Raw genomic sequence first — 21258 nt, forward strand, 5'->3', positions numbered from 1 at the left:
AAGTCGACTGGGGGGACGGGGGATTGGGGCTTCCCGCCCGAAGCCGGACGGCCTGTCGGGCTACTCTCCGAGCGCCTCGGCGAGCGACAGGAAGACTCCCGCGCCGAAGAGCGCCACGACCCCGAGCCCGAGGACCACCAGCGAACAACAGGAGGCGAAGGCCACCGTGCCCCACGCCCGCCCCACGGCCCGGTGATACCCGCTGTCGTCGTCCCAGTCCTGATCGGTCATGGTGCTCCCCCGTCTCCCCTGTTGGCGATCACCGTACAGAGCGGGGTCCGCCTCACCTGAACGCGGCCGACGGCAGCTCCGCCTCCGTCTCCTCCCAGGGGACGCGGAGCCCGAACTCGTTCTCCAGGAACCGCAGGAACGCGACATCGCCCGCCTCGTCGCCGTCGTGGACGAAACCGAGTGCCACCTCGGCGGAGGTGCCGTTCGTCAGGTGCGGCAGGCCCGGCTCGAAGGTGGTCACCGGCTCGCCGCGCAGTGCGTAGTCGACGTGGCTGGAGCCCTTGGCGCTGCTGTGCACGCACAGCGCCCGTCCCCGCCGGGACAGCGCCGTGACGTGTGCTTCCGTGTGGCAGCTGTACTCCTCCAGGGCGTACGCCCAGCCCGCCACCGACCCCGCTCTGACGATGGCGTCCGGCGGGGCGGGCAGGAAGCCCGCGTTCGTCAGGCGGGTGACCGCCTCCTCGTCCTCCCAGTCCAGGAAGTCGAGGTCGCTGATGTGGTCCTCCTCGCCCCGGAGCAGCAGCTCGGACGCGGCGGAGCGGGACAGCGGGAGGATGTGGTGCTCCTCGGCGCCGACGTCGCGCAGCAGTTCGTGCGGCGAGAGGCCCTCGGCGAGGGTGAGGGTGAAGCCGACGCTGTAGTCGTCGGGTATCCAGGACAGCCCCTTGGCCGCGGGTCCTTGGTTCATCGAACTGTTCCTTCCGTGCCGTGTTCCACCGCGATCGCGGCCTCGCGCGCCGAACGCTAGCGGTCGCCACTGACATCGCACCGGCGACGTCTGCGCTGGTGAGAGCCCGATTCGCGCTAACCCTGGCCTCCTTTAACTAGAACTGGTATCAGTTCTGAAACGGCGTCAGGAACGCGCGGCGCCGGGATTCAGGAACAGGCGGCGTCGGGGATCCGGTGCCGGAACGGCACGCGTCCCGCAGGAGGCAGTCAGTCATGACCGAGCTCGTGGAACACGGACAGCTGTTCATCGGCGGGGAGTTGGTCGACCCGCTCGGCAAGGACGTCATCGAGGTGGTCTCGCCGCACACGGGGGAGGTGTTCGCGCGGGTGCCGCACGCCGCGCCCGCGGATGTCGACCTGGCCGTCGCGGTGGCGCGGAAGGCCTTCGACGAGGGGCCCTGGCCGCGCATGACGTTGGACGAGCGGATCGCGGTCGTCGAGCGGATCAAGGACGGGGTCGGGGCGCGGCACGACGAGATCGCGCGGGTCATCAGCTCCGAGAACGGCACCCCGTACACCGCCTCGGTGATGGTGCAGGCGCTGTCGTCGATGATGGTGTGGGACGCGGCGATCACCACCGCGCGCGGCTTCACGTACGAGGAGGCGCGGGACGGGGCGCTGGGGAGGATCCTGGTGCGGCGCGAGCCCGTCGGGGTCGTCGCGGCCGTGGTCCCCTGGAACGTCCCGCAGTTCACCGCCGCCGCCAAGCTCGCGCCCGCGCTGCTCGCCGGGTGCCCGGTGATCCTGAAGACCTCGCCGGAGGCACCCCTCGACGCGTACGTCCTCGCCGAGATCGCCAAGGAGGCGGGCCTGCCCGAGGGCGTGCTCTCGATTCTCTCGGCCGACCGGGAGGTGAGCGAGTACCTGGTCGCGCACCCGGGCGTCGACAAGGTGTCCTTCACCGGCTCCGTCGCCGCGGGCAAGCGGGTGATGGAGGTCTGCGCGCGGAACCTCACCCGCGTCACCCTGGAACTCGGCGGCAAGTCGGCCGCCGTGATCCTGCCCGACGCCGACCTCGCGGGCGCCGTCGCCGGCATCGTGCCCTTCGCCTGGATGATCAACGGCCAGGCATGCGTGGCCCAGACCCGCATCCTGCTCCCGCGCTCCCGCTACGACGAGTTCGCCGACGCCTTCGCCGCCGCCGCGTCCGCCCTGAAGGTCGGCGACCCGATGGACCCCGAGACCGAGCTGGGCCCGCTGGTCGCCGAGCGCCAGCAGCGCCGCTCCCTCGACTACATCCGGATCGGGCAGGAGGAGGGCGCCAAGATCCTCGCCGGGGGCGGCCGTCCCGCCGGGCTCGACCAGGGCTGGTACGTGGAGCCGACGCTCTTCGGCGGCGTCGACAACTCCATGCGCATCGCCCGCGAGGAGATCTTCGGCCCCGTCATCTGCCTGCTCCCGTACGGCGACGAGGACGAGGCCGTACGCATCGCCGACGACTCCGACTACGGCCTGAGCGGCAGCGTCTGGACCGCCGACGTCGAGCGCGGCATCGACGTGGCGCGCCGGGTGCGCACCGGCACGTACTCCGTGAACGCCTTCAGCCTCGACATGCTCGGCCCCTTCGGCGGCTACAAGAACTCCGGCCTCGGGCGGGAGTTCGGCCCCGAGGGCTACGGCGAGTACTTCGAGCACAAGATGATCCACCTGCCGCCGGGGTACGAGCCCGCCACCGACGGGGGCGGTGCCTGATGGGTGACCGCTGGCACGTCGAGGTCGACCGGTCGGTGTGCATCGGCTCCGGCATGTGCGTGGGCACCGCCCCGGACGGCTTCACCCTCGACACCGCCCGCCAGTCGCACCCCACGCGCCCCGAGACGGACGCCGCCGAGAAGATCCTGGAGGCGGCCGAGAGCTGCCCCGTCGAGGCCATCACCCTGACCCTGCTCGGCAGCGGGGAGGTGGTGTTCCCGCCGGAGGACTAGGGAGCGTCCGGCGGGCCCCCGGGTCCCCGCCGCGCCGTCCCGACGGATGGCGCTCCGAGCGCGCCGGGGACCGTCAGGCCGGGTCCGGCACCGTCAGGTCGATCAGACGGCACACCATCTCGATGTCGATCTTGACCTGGGCGATCGAGGCGCGGCCCGACAGCCAGGTGATCAGCGCCGAGTGCCAGGTGTGCTCGATGACCCGCACCGCGGAGAGCTGCGCCGCCGTCGGCTGTCCCTCCAGGCCCATGGCGTCCAGGACGATCGCCGTGGTGAGCCGCGAGACCGTGTCGACCTCGGGGCTCACCGACCGGTCGGCGAAGGTGAGGGCGCGCACCATGGCGTCGGCGAGGTGCGGCTCGCGCTGGAGGGCGCGGAAGGCCCGCATCAGGGTCTCCGCGACCCGCTCCGCCGGGGTCTCCCCGGCCGGGGGGTGTTTGCGCAGGGTGGTGTGCATGTGCTGCAGCTGGTCCTGCATCGTCGCGACGAGCAGGTGCACCTTCGAGGGGAAGTAGCGGTAGAGCGTGCCGAGGGCGACGCTCGACGACTCCGCCACCTCCCGCATCTGGACCGCGTCGAAGCCGCCCCGGCTCGCCAGCTGGGCGCTCGCGTGCAGGATGCGGCGGCGGCGCGCCTCCTGGCGTTCGGTGAGGGGCGGCGACGCCGGATGTGCCGCGCCCGCTCCAGCCGTCTTCGCGTCAGCCGTCATAGTCCCGTCGCCCCGTCAGTCCCGTCAGCGGTGTCCATCGCTTCCGCCCAGTCCCCGTGCCGTTCCCGTCCTGTTCCCGTCCATCGGGACCGCACAGCATGGCAGGGCGGCCGCCGTGGCGCGAATCACCTGATCCGGACCTTCCGGCCCGGCTACCTGCCGGTAGATTCGAGCGGGTCCGGCGATCAAGGGCGATCATGACAGGAACAAGTCTGAAACTTGTTCTACATTACCGTCCCGGCGTAATCTCGCGGACAACTGAAGGCAGAAGGGGGCCAGAGTGACCGCTGAGGCCATGGAGGCGGGTCCCCTGCCGGGGCCGGTGCCGGGCACGACACCGGGCACGACACCGGACGTGCCGCCGGGCGCGGCCGCCGACGGCGACCGCCCGCTGCGCATCGCGCTCCTCACGTACAAGGGGAACCCGTTCTGCGGCGGCCAGGGCGTCTACGTACGCCACCTCTCCCGCGAGCTGGTCCGCCTCGGCCACCGCGTCGAGGTCATCGGCGCGCAGCCCTACCCCGTGCTCGACGAGGGCGAGGACCTGCGCGGCCTCGGCCTCACCGAGCTGCCGAGCCTGGACCTCTACCGCTCGCCGGACCCCTTCCGCACCCCGAAGCGCGACGAGTACCGCGACTGGATCGACGCCCTCGAAGTGGCGACGATGTGGACCGGCGGCTTCCCCGAACCGGTCACCTTCAGCCTGCGCGCCCGCCGCCACCTGCGCGCCCGGCGCGGCGACTTCGACGTCGTGCACGACAACCAGACCCTCGGCTACGGCCTCCTCGGCGACCTCGGCGCCCCCCTGGTGACCACCGTCCACCACCCCATCACCGTCGACCGCCGCCTGGAGCTCGACGCCGCGCCCGACTGGAAGCGCCGCGCCTCGGTCCGCCGCTGGTACGCGTTCACGCGGATGCAGAAGCGCGTCGCGCGCCGCCTGCCGTCGATCCTCACGGTGTCCGGCACCTCGCGCCAGGAGATCGTCGACCACCTCGGCGTCCGCCCCGACCGCGTCGACGTCGTCCACATCGGCGCCGACACGAACCTCTTCTCACCCGACCCGGCGGTGCCCGAGGTGCCGGGCCGGATCGTGACGACGTCCAGCGCGGACGTACCGCTGAAGGGCCTGATCCACCTCGTCGAGGCCCTCGCCAAGGTCCGCACCGAGAACCCCGCCGCGCACCTCGTCGTCGTCGGCAAGCGCGCCGAGGACGGCCCGGTGGCGCAGGCCATCGAGAAGTACGGCCTCGAGGGCGCCGTGGAGTTCGTCAAGGGCATCACCGACGAGGAGCTCGTCGACCTGGTCCGCTCGGCCCAGATCGCCTGCGTGCCCTCCCTGTACGAGGGCTTCTCGCTGCCCGCAGCCGAGGCCATGGCCACGGGCACGCCGCTGCTCGCCACCACGGGCGGCGCGATCCCGGAGGTCGCGGGCCGCGACGGCGACACCTGCCTCGCGGTGCCCCCGGGCGACGCGGGCGCGCTGGCCGCGGGCCTGACCCGGCTCCTGGACGACCCGGAGCTGCGGGCGCGGCTCGGCGCCGCGGGCCGGGCCCGGGTCCTCGCCAAGTTCACCTGGGCCCGCGCGGCCCAGGGCACCGCGGAGCTGTACCGCGCGGCGATCGACCGCTCCGCGGGCCGGGGCGCCGCCCGCGCGACGGCCCGCGGCCACGCGCTGCCGACGGCCGGGGCCGCGGCCCGCGGCGAAGTTGCAGGACCTCAACCCGAAAGCAGGGCCACGTGCTGACCGTCGACTTCACCCGCTTCCCGCTCGCCGCGGGGGACCGCGTGCTGGATCTGGGCTGCGGGGCGGGCCGTCACGCCTTCGAGTGCTACCGGCGCGGCGCCCGGGTGGTCGCCCTCGACCAGAACGCGGAGGAGATCCGCGAGGTCGCCAAGTGGTTCGCGGCGATGAAGGAGGCGGGCGAGGCCCCGGCGGGCGCGACCGCCACCGCCATGGAGGGCGACGCCCTCAACCTGCCCTTCCCCGACGAGTCGTTCGACGTCGTCATCATCTCCGAGGTCATGGAGCACATCCCCGACGACAAGGGTGTGCTCGCCGAGATGGTCCGGGTCCTCAAGCCCGGCGGCCGGATAGCCGTGACCGTGCCGCGCTACGGCCCCGAGAAGATCTGCTGGGCGCTCAGCGACGCCTACCACGAGGTCGAGGGCGGCCACATCCGCATCTACAAGGCCGACGAACTCCTCGCGAAAATGCGGGAGTCGGGCCTCAAGCCGTACGGCACGCACCACGCGCACGGCCTGCACTCGCCCTACTGGTGGCTGAAGTGCGCGTTCGGCGTCGACAACGACAAGGCGCTGCCGGTGCGGGCGTACCACAAGCTCCTGGTCTGGGACATCATGAAGAAGCCGCTGGCGACGAAGGTCGCCGAGCAGGCGCTCAACCCGCTGATCGGCAAGAGCTTCGTGGCGTACGCGACGAAGCCGCACCTGCCCGCCGCCACCGCCACCGCCACCGACCCGGCCGTCGACACGAAGGCCGGGGCGTGACGATTCCCGAGCGCACCGAACGCCTGGTCCTGCCGGGTGTGCTGACGGCCGATCAGGCGACGGCGACGGTCCGCGGCATCCTCGCCGTCCAGCGCGAGGACGGCGCCATACCCTGGTTCCGCGGCCACCACCTCGACCCCTGGGACCACACCGAGGCCGCCATGGCCCTGGACGCCGCCGGCGAGCACGCGGCCGCCGCCCGCGCCTACGAGTGGCTGGCCCGGCACCAGAACCCGGACGGCTCCTGGTACGCGGCGTACGCCGACGGCGACCCGGACGACGTCACCGACCGCGGCCGCGAGACCAACTTCTGCGCGTACGTGGCCGTCGGCGTCTGGCACCACTATCTGAGCACCGGCGACGAGGCGTTCCTCGACCGCATGTGGCCGGTCGTCGTCGCGGCCGTCGAGTTCGTCCTCGAACTCCAGCAGCCCGGCGGCCAGATCGGCTGGAAGCGCGACCCGGACGGCACCCCCGTCCCGGACGCCCTCCTCACCGGCTGCTCCTCGGTCTACCAGGCGCTGCGCTGCGCCCTCGCCCTCGCCGACCTGCGCGACGACCCGCAGCCGGACTGGGAGCTGGCGACCGGCGCCCTCGGCCACGCCATCCGCCACCACCCCGAGCGCTTCCTCGACAAGGACCGCTACTCCATGGACTGGTACTACCCGGTCCTCGGCGGCGCCGTCACCGGCACGCAGGCCAAGTCCCGGATAGAGGACGGCTGGGACCGCTTCGTCGTCCCCGGCCTCGGCGTGCGCTGCGTGCACCCCAACCCGTGGGTGACCGGCGGCGAGAGCGCCGAACTCGCCCTCGCCCTCTGGGTCCTCGGCGAGTCCGACCGCGCCCTGGACGTCCTCAAGTCCATCCAGCACCTGCGCGACCCCGAGTCCGGCCTGTACTGGACGGGCTACGTCTTCGAGGACGCCGCGATCTGGCCCGTCGAGCTGACCACCTGGACGGCGGGCTCCCTGCTCCTCGCCGTCGCGGCACTCGGCGGCGACGAGGCGACGTGCGGGGTGTTCTCGGGGACGGCGCTGCCGGTGGGCCTGGACCCGGACTGCTGCGGCTGAGCCCCCTTCGGGCCCGTCCGAGAGGTCGGCGCGGCGCTCAGTGCCGCCGCAGCCGCCCCGCGAGGAAGTGCCCCGCGACGAGGTACACGACCGCCGCGAGGCCGTACCCCGCGACCACGCGGGCCCAGCGCTCGTCGAACGTGAACAGATCGTGCGACCAGCCCGCGAGCCAGCGGGCCACGTCGTGCACGACCTGCACGAGGTCGTTCGCACGATTGGCGTCCAACAGGTCCATCAGAACCCACAGGACGAGGATGAAGGCCATCACGTTCGCGATGACGGCGACGGCCCTGGCGGCTTCGTTGGTACGTCGGGTTTTCACGGGGGACATGAGGGGCGGGTACCGGGGGAGGGGTGGCCGAAACCTGGAGGTGTGCTGGTGCGGGTGACCGCGGGGCGGCCACCCCGCCGGCCGCGCCCCGGTGGCGGGCCCGGCCGCGCCGGGTGAGGCTGGCGGCGGCCGCCCCCACCCCGCCCGGAGGTCACCGTGCCCCGCTCCCTGCTCCGCGCCCTCGTCCCGCTGCTCCTCTGCGCCCTCCTCGCGGGCACGACGGCGGCATGCGGCGGCGACGACAAGGACTCCGGGGCCACGCCCACGAGCACGGCCGAACGCCAGAAGCTGGCGAAGACCCGCTTTGTCGCGAACGCGGGGCTGGCCGCCGGGGCGACGTACCAGTGGATCGTGAAGCCCTACCGCGCGGGCAAGTTCACCGCGGGCGCCGACGGCCGCCGCTTCGCCCTCGTCAAGGCGGGCCTGGCCGGAGCCTTCACCTACAACCGCCTCAAGGCCGCCCTCCGCAACGCCAAGGCCGACCCGACCCTCGCCAAGGCCGTCGCCCCCCTCACCGCCGGGATCGACGCCCTCAAGGACCTCCCGTCCAAACTCCGCAAGGGCGACTCCACGGAGTCGGTGGTGAAGTCCTTCGACGGTGCGATCAACGAGGTCAAGGACGCGGGGAAGGGCGCGGGCGCCGAGGTGAGGGACAGGGTGCCGTCGGCGGGGGAGCTGGCGAAGGGCTGAGGTCGGGGGCCTTGCCGGGGGCTCCCCAGTCCCACCCCTTCCCGAACCGGGGGCTGCGCCCCCGGACCCCCGCTTATCGGCGCTTCGCGCCTCGTCCTCAAACGCCGGACGGGCTAAAACCTTGCCGCACCGGCGAAATTTATAGCCCCTCCGGCGTTTGAGGAGCGGGGTCTGGGGCGGAGCCCCAGTTTCGGGAAGGGGTGGGATTGGGGAGCCCCCAGCCGGGCCCACCCCTCACTCGCTGACACACCGTCATTCGCCCCCGATTCACGCGGAGTTGGCCCCTCCGAGGGGCATTCGTCGCCCCCATCCCCGAGGATCCTGCCCCCGCCACCCGCAGGAGCCCACGGTGCGAGACGCAAGCGGACCCGACCGAACACCCAGCGAAGAGCCCCGTCTGACCACACGCCGCCCGACGCGCCGCCGCCACCGTCACCCCCGCCACGTCCTGGCCGCGCTCCCCCTCGCTGTCGCGGGTCTGCTCGCGCTCACGATCTCCGGCAATGCCCTGCGCCCCTTCGAGCGGATCACGACGATCGACGGGAAGATGGCGTCGAAGTCGGACTTCTTCAAGGATCCCGAGGTCCAGCGGCTGCTCCTGAAGCACGGGATACGGGTGGAGATACACCGGCTCGGCTCGCGCGGCATCGCGACGCAGTCGCTGCGCGGGATGGACGTGGTGTTCCCCTCGGGCCAGCCCGCGGCGAAGCTGATCCTGCAGCGGCAGCAGCGCTCGGTGCGCACGGCGCGGCCGTTCGTCACGCCGCTGGTGCTCGGTACGTTCAGGGACTACGCGAAGACGCTGGTGGCGCGGGGCGTGGCGCGCCCGCAGAAGGCGGCGGGCGGCGGGGACACCCTCTACTACGACCTGGACATGCACGCGTTCCTGAAGCTGATCGAGGAGGAGCGGACCTGGAACGACGTCGGGTTCAGGGACCATTCGCGGCGCAGCAACGGGGGCCGCGTCCTCGTCCGTACCTCCAGCGTCTGCGAATCCAACGCCGCGGGCACGTACTTGAGCATTCTCGCGTTCGTGAAGAACGGCAATCAGGCGCCGGGTACGGAGCGCGCGAAGGGAGCGGAGCGCCCCGCGTCCGGCGACCCGGTCCTCGGTGTCGCCGCGCGGGTCAAGCCGTTGATCAACCTCCAGGGCATGGCGGCCGACGAGCAGGCCGACAGCTACTTCTCCGACGAGGGCGAGTCGATAGCGCCGGTCTCCCTGGTCTATGAGCACCAGTTCCTGAAGCACCAGGTGGACCACCAGAAGAAGCGCGGCGAGCAGGACGACCGGCGCGTCCTGCTCTACCCCTCGCCGCACGCCCTCACCGAGCCCGAGATGATCTCCCTCGGCGAGCAGGGGGACCGGCTCACCGATCTGATGGAGTCCGACGCCGCCCTGCGCAGGCGCGCCATCGAGCTGGGCTTCCGGGTCCGGTTCTCCGGCGAGGACGGGACGAGCGAGCAGCTCAACGCGTATCTGCGCGAGCACGAGGTGCAGGTGCCGACGCCGAACCCGGACCAGACGAAGGTGGACGCACCCGACTTGGACGCCCTGGAGCGGATCATCAACCACGTGGGCAGCTGCCGGCCCCCGGGACAGGACGACGACGAATGAGCCGGACCGGCCGCCGCCGCCCCGAGCCCCTGCTCGCCCTCGGCCTCCTCCTCGCCGCCGCCACCCTCACCGGCTGCACCAAAGACAAGCCGCACCACACCCTGCGCGTCCTCGCCAGCCCCGAACTCGCCGACGTGGAGCCGTTGTTGGAGGACCTGGAGGAGGACACGGGGGTCGAGCTGAAGCTGGACTACAAGGCCACCGCCGATCTCTCCGGGCCGCTCGGCCCCTACGACCTCGCCTGGCCCGCCTCCGACCGCTCGTACCTCCTGCGGCTCCAGGACTCCGGTACGCCCGCTGCCCGGCCCGAGTCCACGGCCATCATGCGCTCGCCCGTGGTCGTGGGCCTGGCCCCGGCCGTCGCGGACCGGCTGCGCCGGGGCGTTCCGGGAGGCCGCCTGTCCTGGGCGGACATCGCCGACGCCGCCGCCGACGGATCCCTGCGCTTCGGCATGCCCGACCCGCGGCGCAGCGACACCGGGCGCGCCGCGCTCGTGGGCGTGGCCACGGCGGCGGCGGGCACCGGCCGGGCGCTGCGTGAACGGGACGTGTCCTGCGACCGGCTGCGCGGCTTCCGCTCCGGCCAGACCCTCACGGGCGCCAACTCCCGCGACCTGATCGACACTTACGTACGCCGCCAGGGCGCCGCCGACGCGCTCATCGCGCACGAGTCGGAGCTGCTCACCCTGAACGCGGCCGGGAAGCTGAAGCGGCCCCTTGAGATCGTGCACCCCGAGGACGGCATGGTCCTCTCCGACTTCCCGCTGATGCTGCTCGACGCGGGTGAGCACAAGGCGTACCGCAAGGTCGTCGACTGGCTGCGCCGGGACGAGACGCAGAAGAAGCTGATGGAGCGCACCTGGCGGCGGCCCGTCAGCCAGGACGTGCCGCGGCCCGCCCGGCTCCGCGAGGAGATCGGGAACGCCCTGTCGTACCCCGACAGGATCGCCGTCGTCCGGCGCCTGATGGACGACTACGGCGCCCCGGGCAACCGGGCGGCTGACCACGTCGTGTTCCTGCTCGACTTCTCGACGTCCATGCGGGGGCGCCGGATGGCGGACCTGCGGGCGGCCTTCGCCGACCTCAGCGGCGCCGATCCGACGGCGACGGGGAAGTTCGCCCGCTTCTACCGGGGCGAGCGGCTCACGGTGGTGCGCTTCGCGGGCCGGGTCCTTGAGGAGCGCACCGTGACCGTGCGCGGGGACGGCGACCTGCGGGCGCTCAACTCCTTCGTGGGCAAGGGCGGGTTCGCCGCCGACACGGCCGTGTGGTCGGCACTCGGCCGTGGCTATGAGGTGGCCGCCAAGTCCGTGGCCGACCATCCCGAACAGCCGGTGTCCATCGTCCTGATGACGGACGGGGAGAACAACGAGGGCCGTACGTACGGGGAGTTCACCCGCGACCGCGCCCGCCTCGACTCCGCCGCCCGCGCGGTGCCGACCTTCCCCGTCCACTTCGGCGAGGCCGACGCGAAGGCGCTGCGCCGGGCCGCCGCCGCCACCGGCGGGCGCATGGTGGACGCCAACTCCTCTTCTCTCTCCCAGGCTTTCAAGGAGATCCGTGGGTGTCGTTGACGGCAAGTGGTGGGACCTGTGGTGGCCGTGGGTCACGGTCTGGCTGGCGACAGCGGTGTGCGTGGGCGTCCTCGTCCGGTACGCCGTGGCGCGGTGGGCGCTCGGGCGGCCGGGCCGCGGGTCGCGGCGCCGCCGCACCTTCCACGGCATGTGCTTCTACCTGCACGAGCAGCGCGTCATGGACCTCTACCAGACGGGCGGCTTCTCGGCGGCCCTGGAGCAGGAGGTGGCCGACCGCACGAATGTGACGTCCGGCTTCGGCCTCTGGGCGAAGGTCACCGGCGCGGCGGGCGCGAAGGCCCGGCGGGACGTGACGAAGGAGCGCTTCACCACCTACGTCCAGCAGAACACCCCGATCACCGTCATCGGCCTGCTCATGGACACCATGCGCCGCGAGGACGCCGTCGTCCACGCCGACCTCACCACCGGCCTGCTCGTCCCCAACCGCTCCCTGGCCGACGCCCTGCGCGACAGCGACGACGAGCGGGTGCCGCTGAGCGCCGTCATGTCGGAGTTCGTCTCCGTCACCGGCCGCTTCACCGCCCGCCGCGTCGGCGGCGACGAGGTCGTCCTGCGCGCCCGCTACGGCAACGGCGTCCCACCCGCCCACGTCCGCATCACCTGCGCCGCCGACGGCATCCGCCAGGAGTTCCTCAACGAGGACGACTACTTCAGCGGCGAGTTCCAGGCCCGCTGCCTGGGCAAGGTCCGCACCTGGAACCGGGACGCGGGCGAGCTGACGCTGGACGCGGTGGCGATCTTCCGCTGAGGGTGCGTGGGAGCGGTCACGCGTTGAGGTCGGCCAGGGTGCGCAGGGTGTGCGGGTCGGTGGTGAGTACGAGGAGGTCCGTCACCGGGCCCTTGCGCCACGCCTGGAGCCGTTCGGCGATCCGCCCGCGCGGCCCCACCAGCGAGATCTCGTCGGCGAACGCGTCCGGCACGGCGAGCACCGCCTCCTCGCGCCGCCCGGCCAGGAACAGCTCCTGCACCCGCCGCGCCTCCTCCTCGTACCCCATCCGCCCCATCAGATCGGCGTGGAAGTTACGGGCCGCGTGCCCCATGCCGCCGATGTAGAAGCCGAGCATGGCCTTGACCGGCAGCAGTCCCTCGCCCACGTCGTCGCACACCGTGGCCCGCACCAGCGGCGCCACCATGAACCCCTCCCGGAGGCCTTCGCCGAGCGACGCCTCGTACACGTCCGTGCGCGTCGGCGACCAGTACAGGGGCAGCCAGCCGTCCGCGATCCGCGCGGTCTGCGCGATGTTCTTGGGGCCTTCGGCGCCGAGCAGCACGGGCAGGTCGGCGCGCAGGGGATGGGTGATCGACTTCAGCGGCTTGCCGAGTCCGGTGCCGTCCTCGCCGGGATACGGGAGAGGGTGGAACCGCCCGTCAAGGGCCACGGGGGACTCCCGCCGCAGCACCTGCCGTACGACATCGACGTACTCCCGCGTCGCGGTGAGCGGCGACTTCGGGAACGGCCGCCCGTACCAGCCCTCCACGACCTGCGGCCCGGAGAGCCCGAGCCCGAGCAGCATCCGGCCCCCGGAGAGGTGGTCCAGGGTGAGGGCGTGCATGGCGGTCGTGGTGGGGGAGCGGGCTGCCATCTGTGCCACGGCCGTCCCGAGCCGGATGCGCGAGGTGTGCGCGGCGATCCACGTCAGCGGCGTGAACGCGTCCGACCCCCAGGCCTCCGCCGTCCACACCGAGTCGTAGCCGAGCCGCTCGGCCTCCTGAGCGAGCGCCAGCCGATCGGGGTCGGGCCCGCGCCCCCAGTAGCCGAGTGCAAGACCGAGCCGCATGCGCCCTCCTCGGTACGTACGGAACTGACGTTCAGTCAGATGCGCGTTGCCGCCGGACTGTACGGCAACGGCCCCCCGCCCGGAAGGGCGAGGGGCCGCTGAGGTGCTGCGGGTGCGCGCGAGCGCGTGGGCTCAGCCGCGCTGGATGCCCGTGGTGTCCTGCAGGACGCCACGACGGCCGTCCTGCGTCTGCGCCACCAGGCTCTGGCCGCGCTGCTCCACGGCCAAGTACCAGGTACCGGGGGCCAGTTCCGCGATCGGGGTCGGCGAACCGTCCTCGGCGTACAGCGGACGCGGCACCGGCACGGCGAACCAGAACGGCGAGAAGTCCCCGGCCGGGGCGCCGGCCTGCTGCGCCTGGGCGGGCGGCGGCGTCTGGCCGCCACCCTGCGGCTGACCGCCGTAGGGCTGCGCCGGGGCGGCGGGCTGGGCGCCGTAGGGCTGACCGGGCTGGCCCGGCTGAGCGCCCTGCGCGCCCGGGTAGCCGTAGCCACCCTGCGGCTGGCCGCCGTAGGGCTGCGGGGGCTTGGGGCCGCCGCCACCCGCGAGGGGGGCCTTGAGGGCGGGGACGATGTTCGTGGCGACCGCGGCGGCGGCCAGGATGAGCGCGGCGATCAGGCCGAGGATCAGGCCCATGCCCGCGTCCGGGCCTTCGCCGCCACCGCCGCCGAAGGCGCTGCTCTCGAAGAGGAAGCCGAAGGACTGGTCCACGTCGAAGATCGAGCCGAGCGAGCTCCAGGCGGCGGCGATGGTGAAGACGATGCCGACCTGTCCCAGCTCGAGGCCGATGACCTTGCGCTGTCCCATGCCGCGGCCCACGATGATGAGCGCGGCGCCGATGACGCCGAGCAGGTACACGCTCATCAGCAGGTTGCCGTTGTCCCAGGCGATCGGCAGCTTGTCGCTGTCGCCGCCGTCGGAGTCAAAGGTGTCGAGGAACGAGGCGATGAAGAGCAACACCGCTGCTCCGATCACCACGCCGTCGCCTCGAGTGAGGGAGCGGAAATTCACTTCAGGTCCTTCGTCAGTCGTCTCGTCGGTAGAGGCGTCGCTGTCGCTGTGATCGCGGTCGTGTCGCGGTGGGCGAAGCGCGGGGGTGGCCCCTCATCGTAGGGAGGACACTATCCTCCGGTCAGCCGGGGTGTCTGCTTGGGATAAAGATCGTCACTCAGTGAAGATCTGCCGGTTGCCGTCCCGTGACGAGACGGCGTCGAACACATCACGACATGGGGCGATAGCCCGGAATCAGCCCCCTCAGGCACCGGAATCGCGCCCGGCACCCGCCTGTGTCTACCCGCGCAGGAAGCTCTCGATGCCGTCGGAGAGACCCTGGGCCGCCTTCTGCCGCCAGACGCCGCTCGTCAGCAGGGCCTCGTCCTTCGGGTCGCGCATGTTGCCGCACTCGATGAACACCTTCGGCACCTTCGACAGGTTGAGGCCGCCGAGGTCACCGCGGACGTCGAGGCCGGTGCCGTCGCCGACGTAGTTGGAGGGGGCGCTCTTGGTGGCGTTCAGGAACTTGCCCGCGATGCGCTCGCCCAGGTCGCGGGACGGTCCGACGATCGCGGTGGTGTCCGCGGCGCCGCCGCGCACCTTCGCGGGCAGGATGACGTGGAAGCCGCGGTTGCCGACGGCCGAGCCGTCCGCGTGCAGGGACACCACGGCGTCCGCGCGGGCCTCGTTGCCGATCCGGGCGCGCTCGTCCACGCAGGGCCCGAAGGCGCGGTCGGCGTCGTGCGTGAAGCGGACCGTGGCACCCTGCCGGTGCAGCAGGTCGCGCAGGCGGTGGGCGAGGTCCAGGGTGAACCGGGCTTCCGTGTAACCGCGGTTGGTGGACGTGCCCGTGGTGTCGCACTCCTTGGAGTTCGTGCCGATGTTCACCTGCCGGTTGATCTCGGCGGTGTGCTTGAAGTTCCCCGGGTTGTGCCCGGGGTCCACCACGACGACCTTGCCCTTGAGGGGGCCGGACGCGGCGGGACGGCCTCCGGCGGGGCGGCCGGACGGCTCGGGGTCGGCGCCGGGCTTGGAGGACTTCGAGGGCTTCGAGGGCTTCGACGGCTTGTCGGGCTTCGGGGACTTCGTCGTGTCCCCGCTCGGCTTCGAGGGCGAGCCCTGCTCCGAGCGGCTCGCGGACGGCAGCGTTCTGGCCGGTTTGCCGTCGTCGGAGTCGCTCGCGGTGTCCATGAGGAGATACCCGGCGAGGGCGCCGGGCACGAGCACGGCGAGGGCGACCGCGAGCGGGCGGCCACCGCGGAAGCGGCGGGGCGGGCGCGGTGGATGACTGTCCGGACCTACGTACGACACGGGAGCGAGCCTAGTCCCGCCGCAGGGAGCCCGCGCCGGTTCGGCGCAGGACGCGGAGCGAGTCCGTGGCCGATACTTCCGTGAATGCCCCGGATTCCAGGGCCCGGAGGTAGATCCGGTACGGGGCCTGTCCGGTCCACTCGTCCACCGGGTCGGGGAACACGTCGTGGATGACGAGAAGACCGCCCTCCGCGACGTGCGGCGCCCACCCCTCGTAGTCCGCGTTGGCGTGCTCGTCGGTGTGGCCGCCGTCGATGAAGACGAGCCCGACCGGCGTCCGCCACACCGCCGCGACCTGCGGGGAACGGCCCACCACGGCGATGACGTGGTCTTCGAGACCGGCCCGGTGCAGGGTCCTGCGGAACGTCGGCAGCGTGTCCATGCGGCCGAGCTCCGGGTCGACCGTCGCCGGGTCGTGGTAGTCCCAGCCGGGCTGCTGCTCCTCGCTGCCCCGGTGGTGGTCGACGGTGATCACGCTCACACCGGCGGCGCGGGCCGCGTCCGCGAGCAGGATCGTGGAGCGGCCGCAGTACGTGCCGACCTCGAGGAGGGGAAGGCCGAGCGCCGTGGCCTCGGCGGCCGCCGCGTACAGGGCGAGGCCTTCCTTCACGGGCATGAAGCCCTTCGCGGCCTCGAAGGCGTCGAGAACGTCGGGACCGGGCTCGACGGCCATGGGTTCCTCCTCGGGGCGGGCGTGTGGAGGCCCGCGGGGTGCGCGTGGTGAACGGGCCCCGCGCGTGCGGACGCGCGGGGCGCCCGCGTACGGACATGTGGGGCGCCCCATCGTGCACCACACCCCCGTCATGGGGGTTGACGGGGGTGTGGTGGTCCGTGCGGCGGCGGTCGGCCGCCGGTGGGGAGCCCCGGACGGAGGCCCACGGAGACCTACGGAGGCCTCAGGCCAGGACCTCGCTCTCGCCCGGCAGAGCCAGGTCGACCTCCACCGGACGCTCCCCGCCGGGGTGGGCGGCGGACGCGGCGTGCGGCGCGTGCCCCGCGGCCGTCGCGGCGAGGACGTAGGGCCCGTCGCCCGGGACCCGCAGGGCGTAGCGCCCCTCGCCGTCCGTCAGCGCCGCGCCCGCCTGCTTGCCCCGCTGGTCGATCAGCGTGACCTTCGCCCGCGGCACCGGCGCGCCGGAGGCGGCGAGTACCCGGCCCTGGAAGCCGCCGAGGGCCCGCACGGCCCGCTCGGCGTTCTCGATGGCCGCGTCCTCCTCGCTGCTGGCCCGCAGTTGCGGCTTGGCCTCGGCGGGCGCGCGCCCGCGGCCGGGCAGGAACAGGGCGAGCAGCAGGCCGATGGCGACGGCGCCGGTGGCGATGAGGAAGGAGGTGCGGAAGCCCTCCATGGTGGGTACGTCGACGCCTCCCGCGTGGGTCGCGGTGTTGGCGAGCACCATGCCGATGACGGCGCTCGACACCGAGGTGCCGATGGACCGCATCAGGGTGTTGAGGCCGTTGGCCGCGCCCGTCTCGGAGGGGTCGACGGCGCCGATGATCAGGGCGGGCAGCGAGGAGTAGGCGAGGCCGATGCCCGCGCCGACGATCACTGAGATGACGATGGTCTGCCAGGCGGCGCTCATCAGGCCGAGGCCCGCGCCGTAGCCGATCGCGATGATCAGCAGGCCGAGGATCAGCGTGATCTTCGGGCCGTACTTCGCCGAGAGGCGCGCGTACACGGGCGCGGTGAACATCATCGTCAGGCCGAGCGGCGCCACGCACAGACCCGCGACGACCATGGACTGGCCGAGGCCGTACCCGGTGGACGTGGGCAGTTGGAGGAGCTGGGGCAGGACGAGCGAGATGGCGTAGAAGGCGACACCGACCATGATCGAGGCGAGGTTGGTGAGCAGCACCTCGCGCCGGGCGGTGGTGCGCAGGTCCACCAGCGGTGCCTTCAGGCGCAGTTCCATCACGCCCCACAGGAGCAGGACGGCGGCCGAGGCCCCGAAGAGCCCGAGGGTCAGGCCCGAACTCCAGCCCCAGTCACTGCCCTTGGTGATCGGCAGCAGGAAGAGCACGAGGCCCGCGGACAGACCGAGGGCGCCGGCCACGTCGAAGGTGCCCTCGGCCCGCAGCGGGCTCTCCGGCACCAGGAAGAAGATGAGGAGCATCGCGAGGACGCCGAGGCCCGCGGCCCCGAAGAACAGCGCGTGCCAGTCGGTGTGCTGGGCGACGAGGGCGGCCGCGGGCAGGGCGAGGCCGCCGCCGACGCCGATGGACGAGCTCATCAGGGCCATCGCGGAGCCGAGCTTCTCGCGCGGCAGCTCGTCGCGCATCAGGCCGATGCCCAGCGGTATCGCGCCCATCGCGAAGCCCTGCAGGGCACGGCCGACGATCATCACGAGCAGGTCGTCGGTGAACGCGCAGACCAGGGAGCCGACGACCATCACGGCGAGGCTGGTGAGCAGCATCCGGCGCTTGCCGAAGAGGTCGCCGAGGCGGCCCATGATCGGCGTGGAGACGGCGCCCGCGAGCAGGGTCGAGGTCATGACCCAGGTGGCGTTGGAGGGTTCGGTGCCGAGCAGCGTCGGCAGGTCCTTGATGACGGGGACGAGCAGCGTCTGCATGACGGCGACGACGATGCCCGCGAAGGCGAGGACGGGGACGACGCCGCCGGTGCCGCGCGTTGCGCGGTCACCGCGGGGGTGGGTCGTCGCGTGGGACATGGGCGTGCGGCCTCCGGCAGGAAGAGTGGGGGCGGGCGGGGGGAGGGGTGGGACACCCGCAGGTATATGCAGGATGAACCTGTATCCCTGGGCGACTATTCCGGCGGACGTCGAAGCAAGGGAAGTCTTGACCCGCCATTGACCGGTTCTGTACGCGGCCGACGCCGCCGCCCTTCCAGTGAAGTGAAACGTGTTCTAGTCTTGCCGCCCGCTCTCGGAAGGAGCCCCAGCGGTGAAGAGCTACCTCGTCGGTGTCGGCATGACGAAGTTCGAGAAGCCCGAGACCCGCGACTGGCAGTACTGGGACATGGCGAAGGAGGCGGGCACCGCCGCGCTCGCCGACGCCCGGATCGCCTACGGACAGGTGGAGCAGGTCGTCGCCGGATACTGCTATCAGGCATCGACGGCGGGCCAGCGGGCGGCGTACGGACTCGGCCTGACCGGAGTGCCCGTCTACAACGTCAACAACAACTGCGCCACGGGCTCCACGGCCCTGATGATGGCCCGGCAGTTCGTGGTGGGCGGACAGAGCGAATGCGTGCTGGCGCTCGGCTTCGAGAAGATGAGGCGCGGCTCGCTGGGCGGCGGCAGCGACGGCGAATTCGCGACATCCCCGGTGGCCCGGCACTACAAGATCATGGCGGACCGGCACGGCTTCGAGGCGACACCGCCCACCGCACAGCTCTTCGCCAACGCGGCCCGCGAGCACATGGAGCGCTACGGCACGACCCCCGCGCAGCTCGCGGCGGTCGCGGCGAAGAACCACCAGCACTCCACGGACAACCCCAACGCCCAGTTCCAGGACCCGTACACACCCGAGGAGATCCTCGCCGCCCGGACCGTGCACGCGCCCCTCACCAAGCTCCAGTGCTCCCCGACGTCGGACGGCGCGGCCGCCGTGGTCGTGGCCTCCGAGGCGTTCGTGGACCGGCACGGCCTCGGGGACCGGGCCGTCGAGATCACGGCCCAGGCCATGACGACCGACACCGAAGAGTCCTTCGCCTCCGGCAGCTGCCTCGACGTCGTCGGCACCCCCATGTCCCGCGCGGCCGCCCGCCAGGTCTACGAGACCTCCGGGCTCGGCCCCGACGACCTCGACGTCATCGAGCTGCACGACTGCTTCTCCGTCAACGAACTCCTCACCTACGAGGCCCTCGGCCTGTGCGAGGAGGGCGAGTCCGGCAAACTCGTGGAGTCCGGCGCGACGACGTACGGCGGCCGCTGGGTGGTGAACCCCTCCGGCGGCCTCATCTCCAAGGGCCACCCCCTCGGCGCCACCGGCCTCGCCCAGGCCACCGAACTCAGCTGGCAGTTGCGCGGCGAGGCGGGACCGCGCCAGGTCGACGGGGCGCGGGTGGCGCTCGCGCACAACGTCGGCCTCGGCGGGGCGGCGGTGGTGACGCTCCTGACGCGACCGCGGCCGTAACGCCCGGGGTGAGACTGCTCACGCGGTGGTGGCCGCGACCGCTGCGGCCGCCCCGCGTCCGCCGCCCCGCGCAAGGACCTAGGACTCCCGGCCCAGGCCCCCTGCCCCCTATTTCCGATGTACGGGCCACACGCCCTCCTGTCAGCATGGGGGCCATGCTCCAGACCCCCGCCGACACCCCGACCTCCCGCATATCGGGTCGCCCCACTCCGCCCACCTGGCTCGTCGTGGCCGCCGCGTGCGCCGGACAGTTCCTCGTCGTCCTCGACGTGTCCGTCGTGAACGTGGCGCTGCCGTCGATGCGGACCGATCTCGGCCTGAGCGCAACGGGGTTGCAGTGGGTCGTGAACGCGTACTCCATCGCGTTCGCCGGGTTCATGCTGCTCGGCGGGCGGGCCGGGGACCTCTTCGGGCGCAAGCGGATGTTCCTGGTGGGCCTCGGGCTCTTCACGCTGGCCTCGCTCGCGGGCGGGCTCGCCCAGGAGGGCTGGCAACTGCTGCTCGCGCGGGCCGTGCAGGGGCTCGGCGCCGCCGTGCTCGCCCCCTCGACGCTGACGATCCTCACCTCCGCCGTGCCGGAGGGGCCCGCCCGGGTGCGGGCCATCGCCACCTGGTCCGCGGTCGGCGCGGGCGGCGGCGCCGCGGGCGGACTCGTCGGCGGCGTCCTCACCGACGGCCTGTCCTGGCGGTGGACGCTGCTCGTCAACGTGCCCGTCGGCGTCCTCGTCCTCGCGGCCGCGGTGCGCTGGATCAGCGAGAGCCGGGCCAGTGGCGCGCGCCGCCTCGACCTGCCGGGCGCCGTCCTGGTGACCGGCGGCATCGCCACCCTCGCGTACGGCATCGTGCAGACCGAGGTGGAGGGCTGGACCGCCGCCGCCACCCTGGTGCCGCTGGCCGTCGGGCTCGCCCTGATCGGGGCCTTCCTCGCCGTCGAGGCGCGCGCCAAGGCGCCGCTGATGCCGCTCGGTCTTTTCCGTGTGCGGTCCGTGTCGGCCGCCAACGCCACGATGTTCGTCTGCGGCATGGGCATGTTCGCGATGTGGTTCTTCATGACCCTGTACGCCCAGAACGTGCTCGGCTACACCCCGCTGGAGGCAGGGCTCGCCCTCATCCCCAGCTCCGTCAGCATCGTCGTCGGCTCCAAGGTCGCCCCCCGCCTGATGCGCGTCATGGGCGCCCGCGGCGTCACCGTCATCGGCGTCCTCGTCGCCGCCGTGGGCTTCCTCTGGCAGTGGCGGGCCCTCGACGCCGACGGGGCCTACGTCACCTCGATCATGCTGCCCGGCATCCTCATGATGCTCGGCGCCGGACTCGCCGGAACCCCCCTCGCCTCCCTCGCCACGAGCGGCGCCGACCCCGGCGACGCGGGCCTGGTCGCCGGACTCATCAACACCTCCCGCACCATGGGCGGCTCCCTGGGCCTCGCGGTCCTCTCCACGATCGCCGCGTCCCGCACCGGCGACCGCCCCGGCACCCACGCCCTGGCCGAGGGCTACGCCCAGGCGTTCCTGTGGGGAGCGGTGATCCTGACGGCGGCGGTGGTGCTGGTGCTGGTGTGGATGCCGAAGCAGCGGAAAGCGCAGGCAATCTAAGCCCGTCCGGCGATTGAGGACGAGGCGCGGAGCGCCGATCAGCGGGGGTCCGGGGGCGCAGCCCCTGGGAGGGCAACCCCGCCCCA

Annotated in this window: 20 protein-coding genes; 11 read left to right on the forward strand and 9 right to left on the reverse strand. The window is 72.5% G+C overall.

The features are described 5' to 3' along the window. Window positions 1-60: 60 nt before the first annotated feature. Window positions 61-231: a hypothetical protein gene (locus OO63_RS45390; protein WP_157853999.1), complete on the reverse strand. Its 171-nt coding sequence runs from the start codon at window positions 229-231 to the stop codon at window positions 61-63. Window positions 232-283: 52 nt separating this feature from the next. Further along, entirely contained in the window at window positions 284-919 is a 636-nt protein-coding gene (locus tag OO63_RS14310; protein WP_030358471.1) for a DUF6461 domain-containing protein, read from the reverse strand. 254 nt (window positions 920-1173) lie between these two features. Here OO63_RS14310 and OO63_RS14315 point away from each other — a divergent pair, with 254 nt between their 5' ends. Both OO63_RS14315 and OO63_RS14320 read left to right on the forward strand, forming a co-directional pair. Continuing rightward, complete coding sequence (locus OO63_RS14315) at window positions 1174-2652, forward strand: aldehyde dehydrogenase (RefSeq protein WP_030358470.1); 1479 nt, start codon at window positions 1174-1176, stop codon at window positions 2650-2652. After that, window positions 2652-2885 carry a ferredoxin gene (locus OO63_RS14320; RefSeq protein ID WP_030358469.1) on the forward strand — a complete coding sequence of 78 codons (234 nt, stop codon included), beginning with the start codon at window positions 2652-2654 and terminating at the stop codon, window positions 2883-2885. The genes OO63_RS14315 and OO63_RS14320 overlap by 1 nt, the downstream gene beginning before the upstream one ends. A gap of 73 nt (window positions 2886-2958) precedes the next feature. Here the strand turns inward: OO63_RS14320 and OO63_RS14325 are convergent, their stop codons facing one another. Then, window positions 2959-3594 (reverse strand): TetR family transcriptional regulator, encoded by a 636-nt coding sequence (locus OO63_RS14325; RefSeq protein WP_030358468.1) that lies wholly within the window; start codon window positions 3592-3594, stop codon window positions 2959-2961. A gap of 280 nt (window positions 3595-3874) precedes the next feature. Between OO63_RS14325 and OO63_RS14330 the strand changes: the two genes are divergently transcribed. The 3 genes from OO63_RS14330 to OO63_RS14340 are packed head-to-tail and all read left to right on the forward strand — an operon-like array spanning window position 3875 to window position 7175. After that, window positions 3875-5341, forward strand: coding sequence for a glycosyltransferase family 4 protein (locus OO63_RS14330; protein WP_234311164.1), 1467 nt, complete (start codon window positions 3875-3877; stop codon window positions 5339-5341). After that, window positions 5335-6105 (forward strand): class I SAM-dependent methyltransferase, encoded by a 771-nt coding sequence (locus OO63_RS14335; protein WP_030358466.1) that lies wholly within the window; start codon window positions 5335-5337, stop codon window positions 6103-6105. Before OO63_RS14330 ends, OO63_RS14335 begins: the two co-directional genes overlap by 7 nt. Then, window positions 6102-7175, forward strand: a complete 1074-nt coding sequence (locus tag OO63_RS14340) for a prenyltransferase/squalene oxidase repeat-containing protein (RefSeq protein ID WP_030358465.1) — start codon at window positions 6102-6104, stop codon at window positions 7173-7175. The genes OO63_RS14335 and OO63_RS14340 overlap by 4 nt, the downstream gene beginning before the upstream one ends. 37 nt (window positions 7176-7212) lie before the next feature. On the opposite strand, the gene OO63_RS14345 is transcribed toward OO63_RS14340, so the two are convergent. Then, a complete protein-coding gene (locus tag OO63_RS14345; protein ID WP_030358464.1) occupies window positions 7213-7506 on the reverse strand; it encodes a hypothetical protein in 294 nt (97 codons plus the stop codon). Between the two features lie 156 nt (window positions 7507-7662). On the opposite strand from OO63_RS14345, the gene OO63_RS14350 reads away from it, so the two are divergent. The 4 genes from OO63_RS14350 (at window position 7663) to OO63_RS14365 (ending at window position 12154) form a co-directional block, all read left to right on the forward strand. Continuing rightward, window positions 7663-8196 (forward strand): hypothetical protein, encoded by a 534-nt coding sequence (locus OO63_RS14350; RefSeq protein WP_030358463.1) that lies wholly within the window; start codon window positions 7663-7665, stop codon window positions 8194-8196. Window positions 8197-8545: 349 nt separating this feature from the next. Further along, the gene (locus OO63_RS14355; RefSeq protein WP_051810853.1) at window positions 8546-9811 is read left to right on the forward strand and encodes a hypothetical protein; all 1266 of its coding nucleotides are present in this window, start codon (window positions 8546-8548) and stop codon (window positions 9809-9811) included. Then, window positions 9808-11385, forward strand: coding sequence for a vWA domain-containing protein (locus OO63_RS14360; protein ID WP_051810854.1), 1578 nt, complete (start codon window positions 9808-9810; stop codon window positions 11383-11385). Before OO63_RS14355 ends, OO63_RS14360 begins: the two co-directional genes overlap by 4 nt. Further along, the gene (locus OO63_RS14365) at window positions 11372-12154 is read left to right on the forward strand and encodes a hypothetical protein (RefSeq protein WP_030358460.1); all 783 of its coding nucleotides are present in this window, start codon (window positions 11372-11374) and stop codon (window positions 12152-12154) included. The genes OO63_RS14360 and OO63_RS14365 overlap by 14 nt, the downstream gene beginning before the upstream one ends. 16 nt (window positions 12155-12170) lie before the next feature. Here OO63_RS14365 and OO63_RS14370 read toward each other — a convergent pair whose 3' ends face one another. From OO63_RS14370 to OO63_RS14390, 5 genes are all read right to left on the reverse strand, one after another. Then, a complete protein-coding gene (locus OO63_RS14370; RefSeq protein WP_030358459.1) occupies window positions 12171-13184 on the reverse strand; it encodes an LLM class F420-dependent oxidoreductase in 1014 nt (337 codons plus the stop codon). A 132-nt stretch (window positions 13185-13316) separates the two neighbouring features. Next, window positions 13317-14195: a hypothetical protein gene (locus OO63_RS14375; protein ID WP_030358458.1), complete on the reverse strand. Its 879-nt coding sequence runs from the start codon at window positions 14193-14195 to the stop codon at window positions 13317-13319. Window positions 14196-14474: 279 nt separating this feature from the next. Then, window positions 14475-15488, reverse strand: coding sequence for an N-acetylmuramoyl-L-alanine amidase (locus OO63_RS14380; protein WP_030358457.1), 1014 nt, complete (start codon window positions 15486-15488; stop codon window positions 14475-14477). 10 nt (window positions 15489-15498) lie between these two features. After that, window positions 15499-16161 (reverse strand): class I SAM-dependent methyltransferase, encoded by a 663-nt coding sequence (locus OO63_RS14385; RefSeq protein WP_030358456.1) that lies wholly within the window; start codon window positions 16159-16161, stop codon window positions 15499-15501. Between the two features lie 223 nt (window positions 16162-16384). Next, complete coding sequence (locus tag OO63_RS14390) at window positions 16385-18154, reverse strand: MFS transporter (protein ID WP_030358455.1); 1770 nt, start codon at window positions 18152-18154, stop codon at window positions 16385-16387. Between the two features lie 232 nt (window positions 18155-18386). On the opposite strand from OO63_RS14390, the gene OO63_RS14395 reads away from it, so the two are divergent. Together OO63_RS14395 and OO63_RS14400 are read left to right on the forward strand one after the other, a co-directional pair. Next, window positions 18387-19580 (forward strand): lipid-transfer protein, encoded by a 1194-nt coding sequence (locus OO63_RS14395; protein ID WP_030358454.1) that lies wholly within the window; start codon window positions 18387-18389, stop codon window positions 19578-19580. A gap of 155 nt (window positions 19581-19735) precedes the next feature. Further along, window positions 19736-21172 carry an MFS transporter gene (locus tag OO63_RS14400; RefSeq protein ID WP_030358453.1) on the forward strand — a complete coding sequence of 479 codons (1437 nt, stop codon included), beginning with the start codon at window positions 19736-19738 and terminating at the stop codon, window positions 21170-21172. Window positions 21173-21258: the final 86 nt, after the last annotated feature.

This window comes from Streptomyces alboflavus, from assembly GCF_000716675.1.
GTDB lineage: Bacteria > Actinomycetota > Actinomycetes > Streptomycetales > Streptomycetaceae > Streptomyces > Streptomyces alboflavus.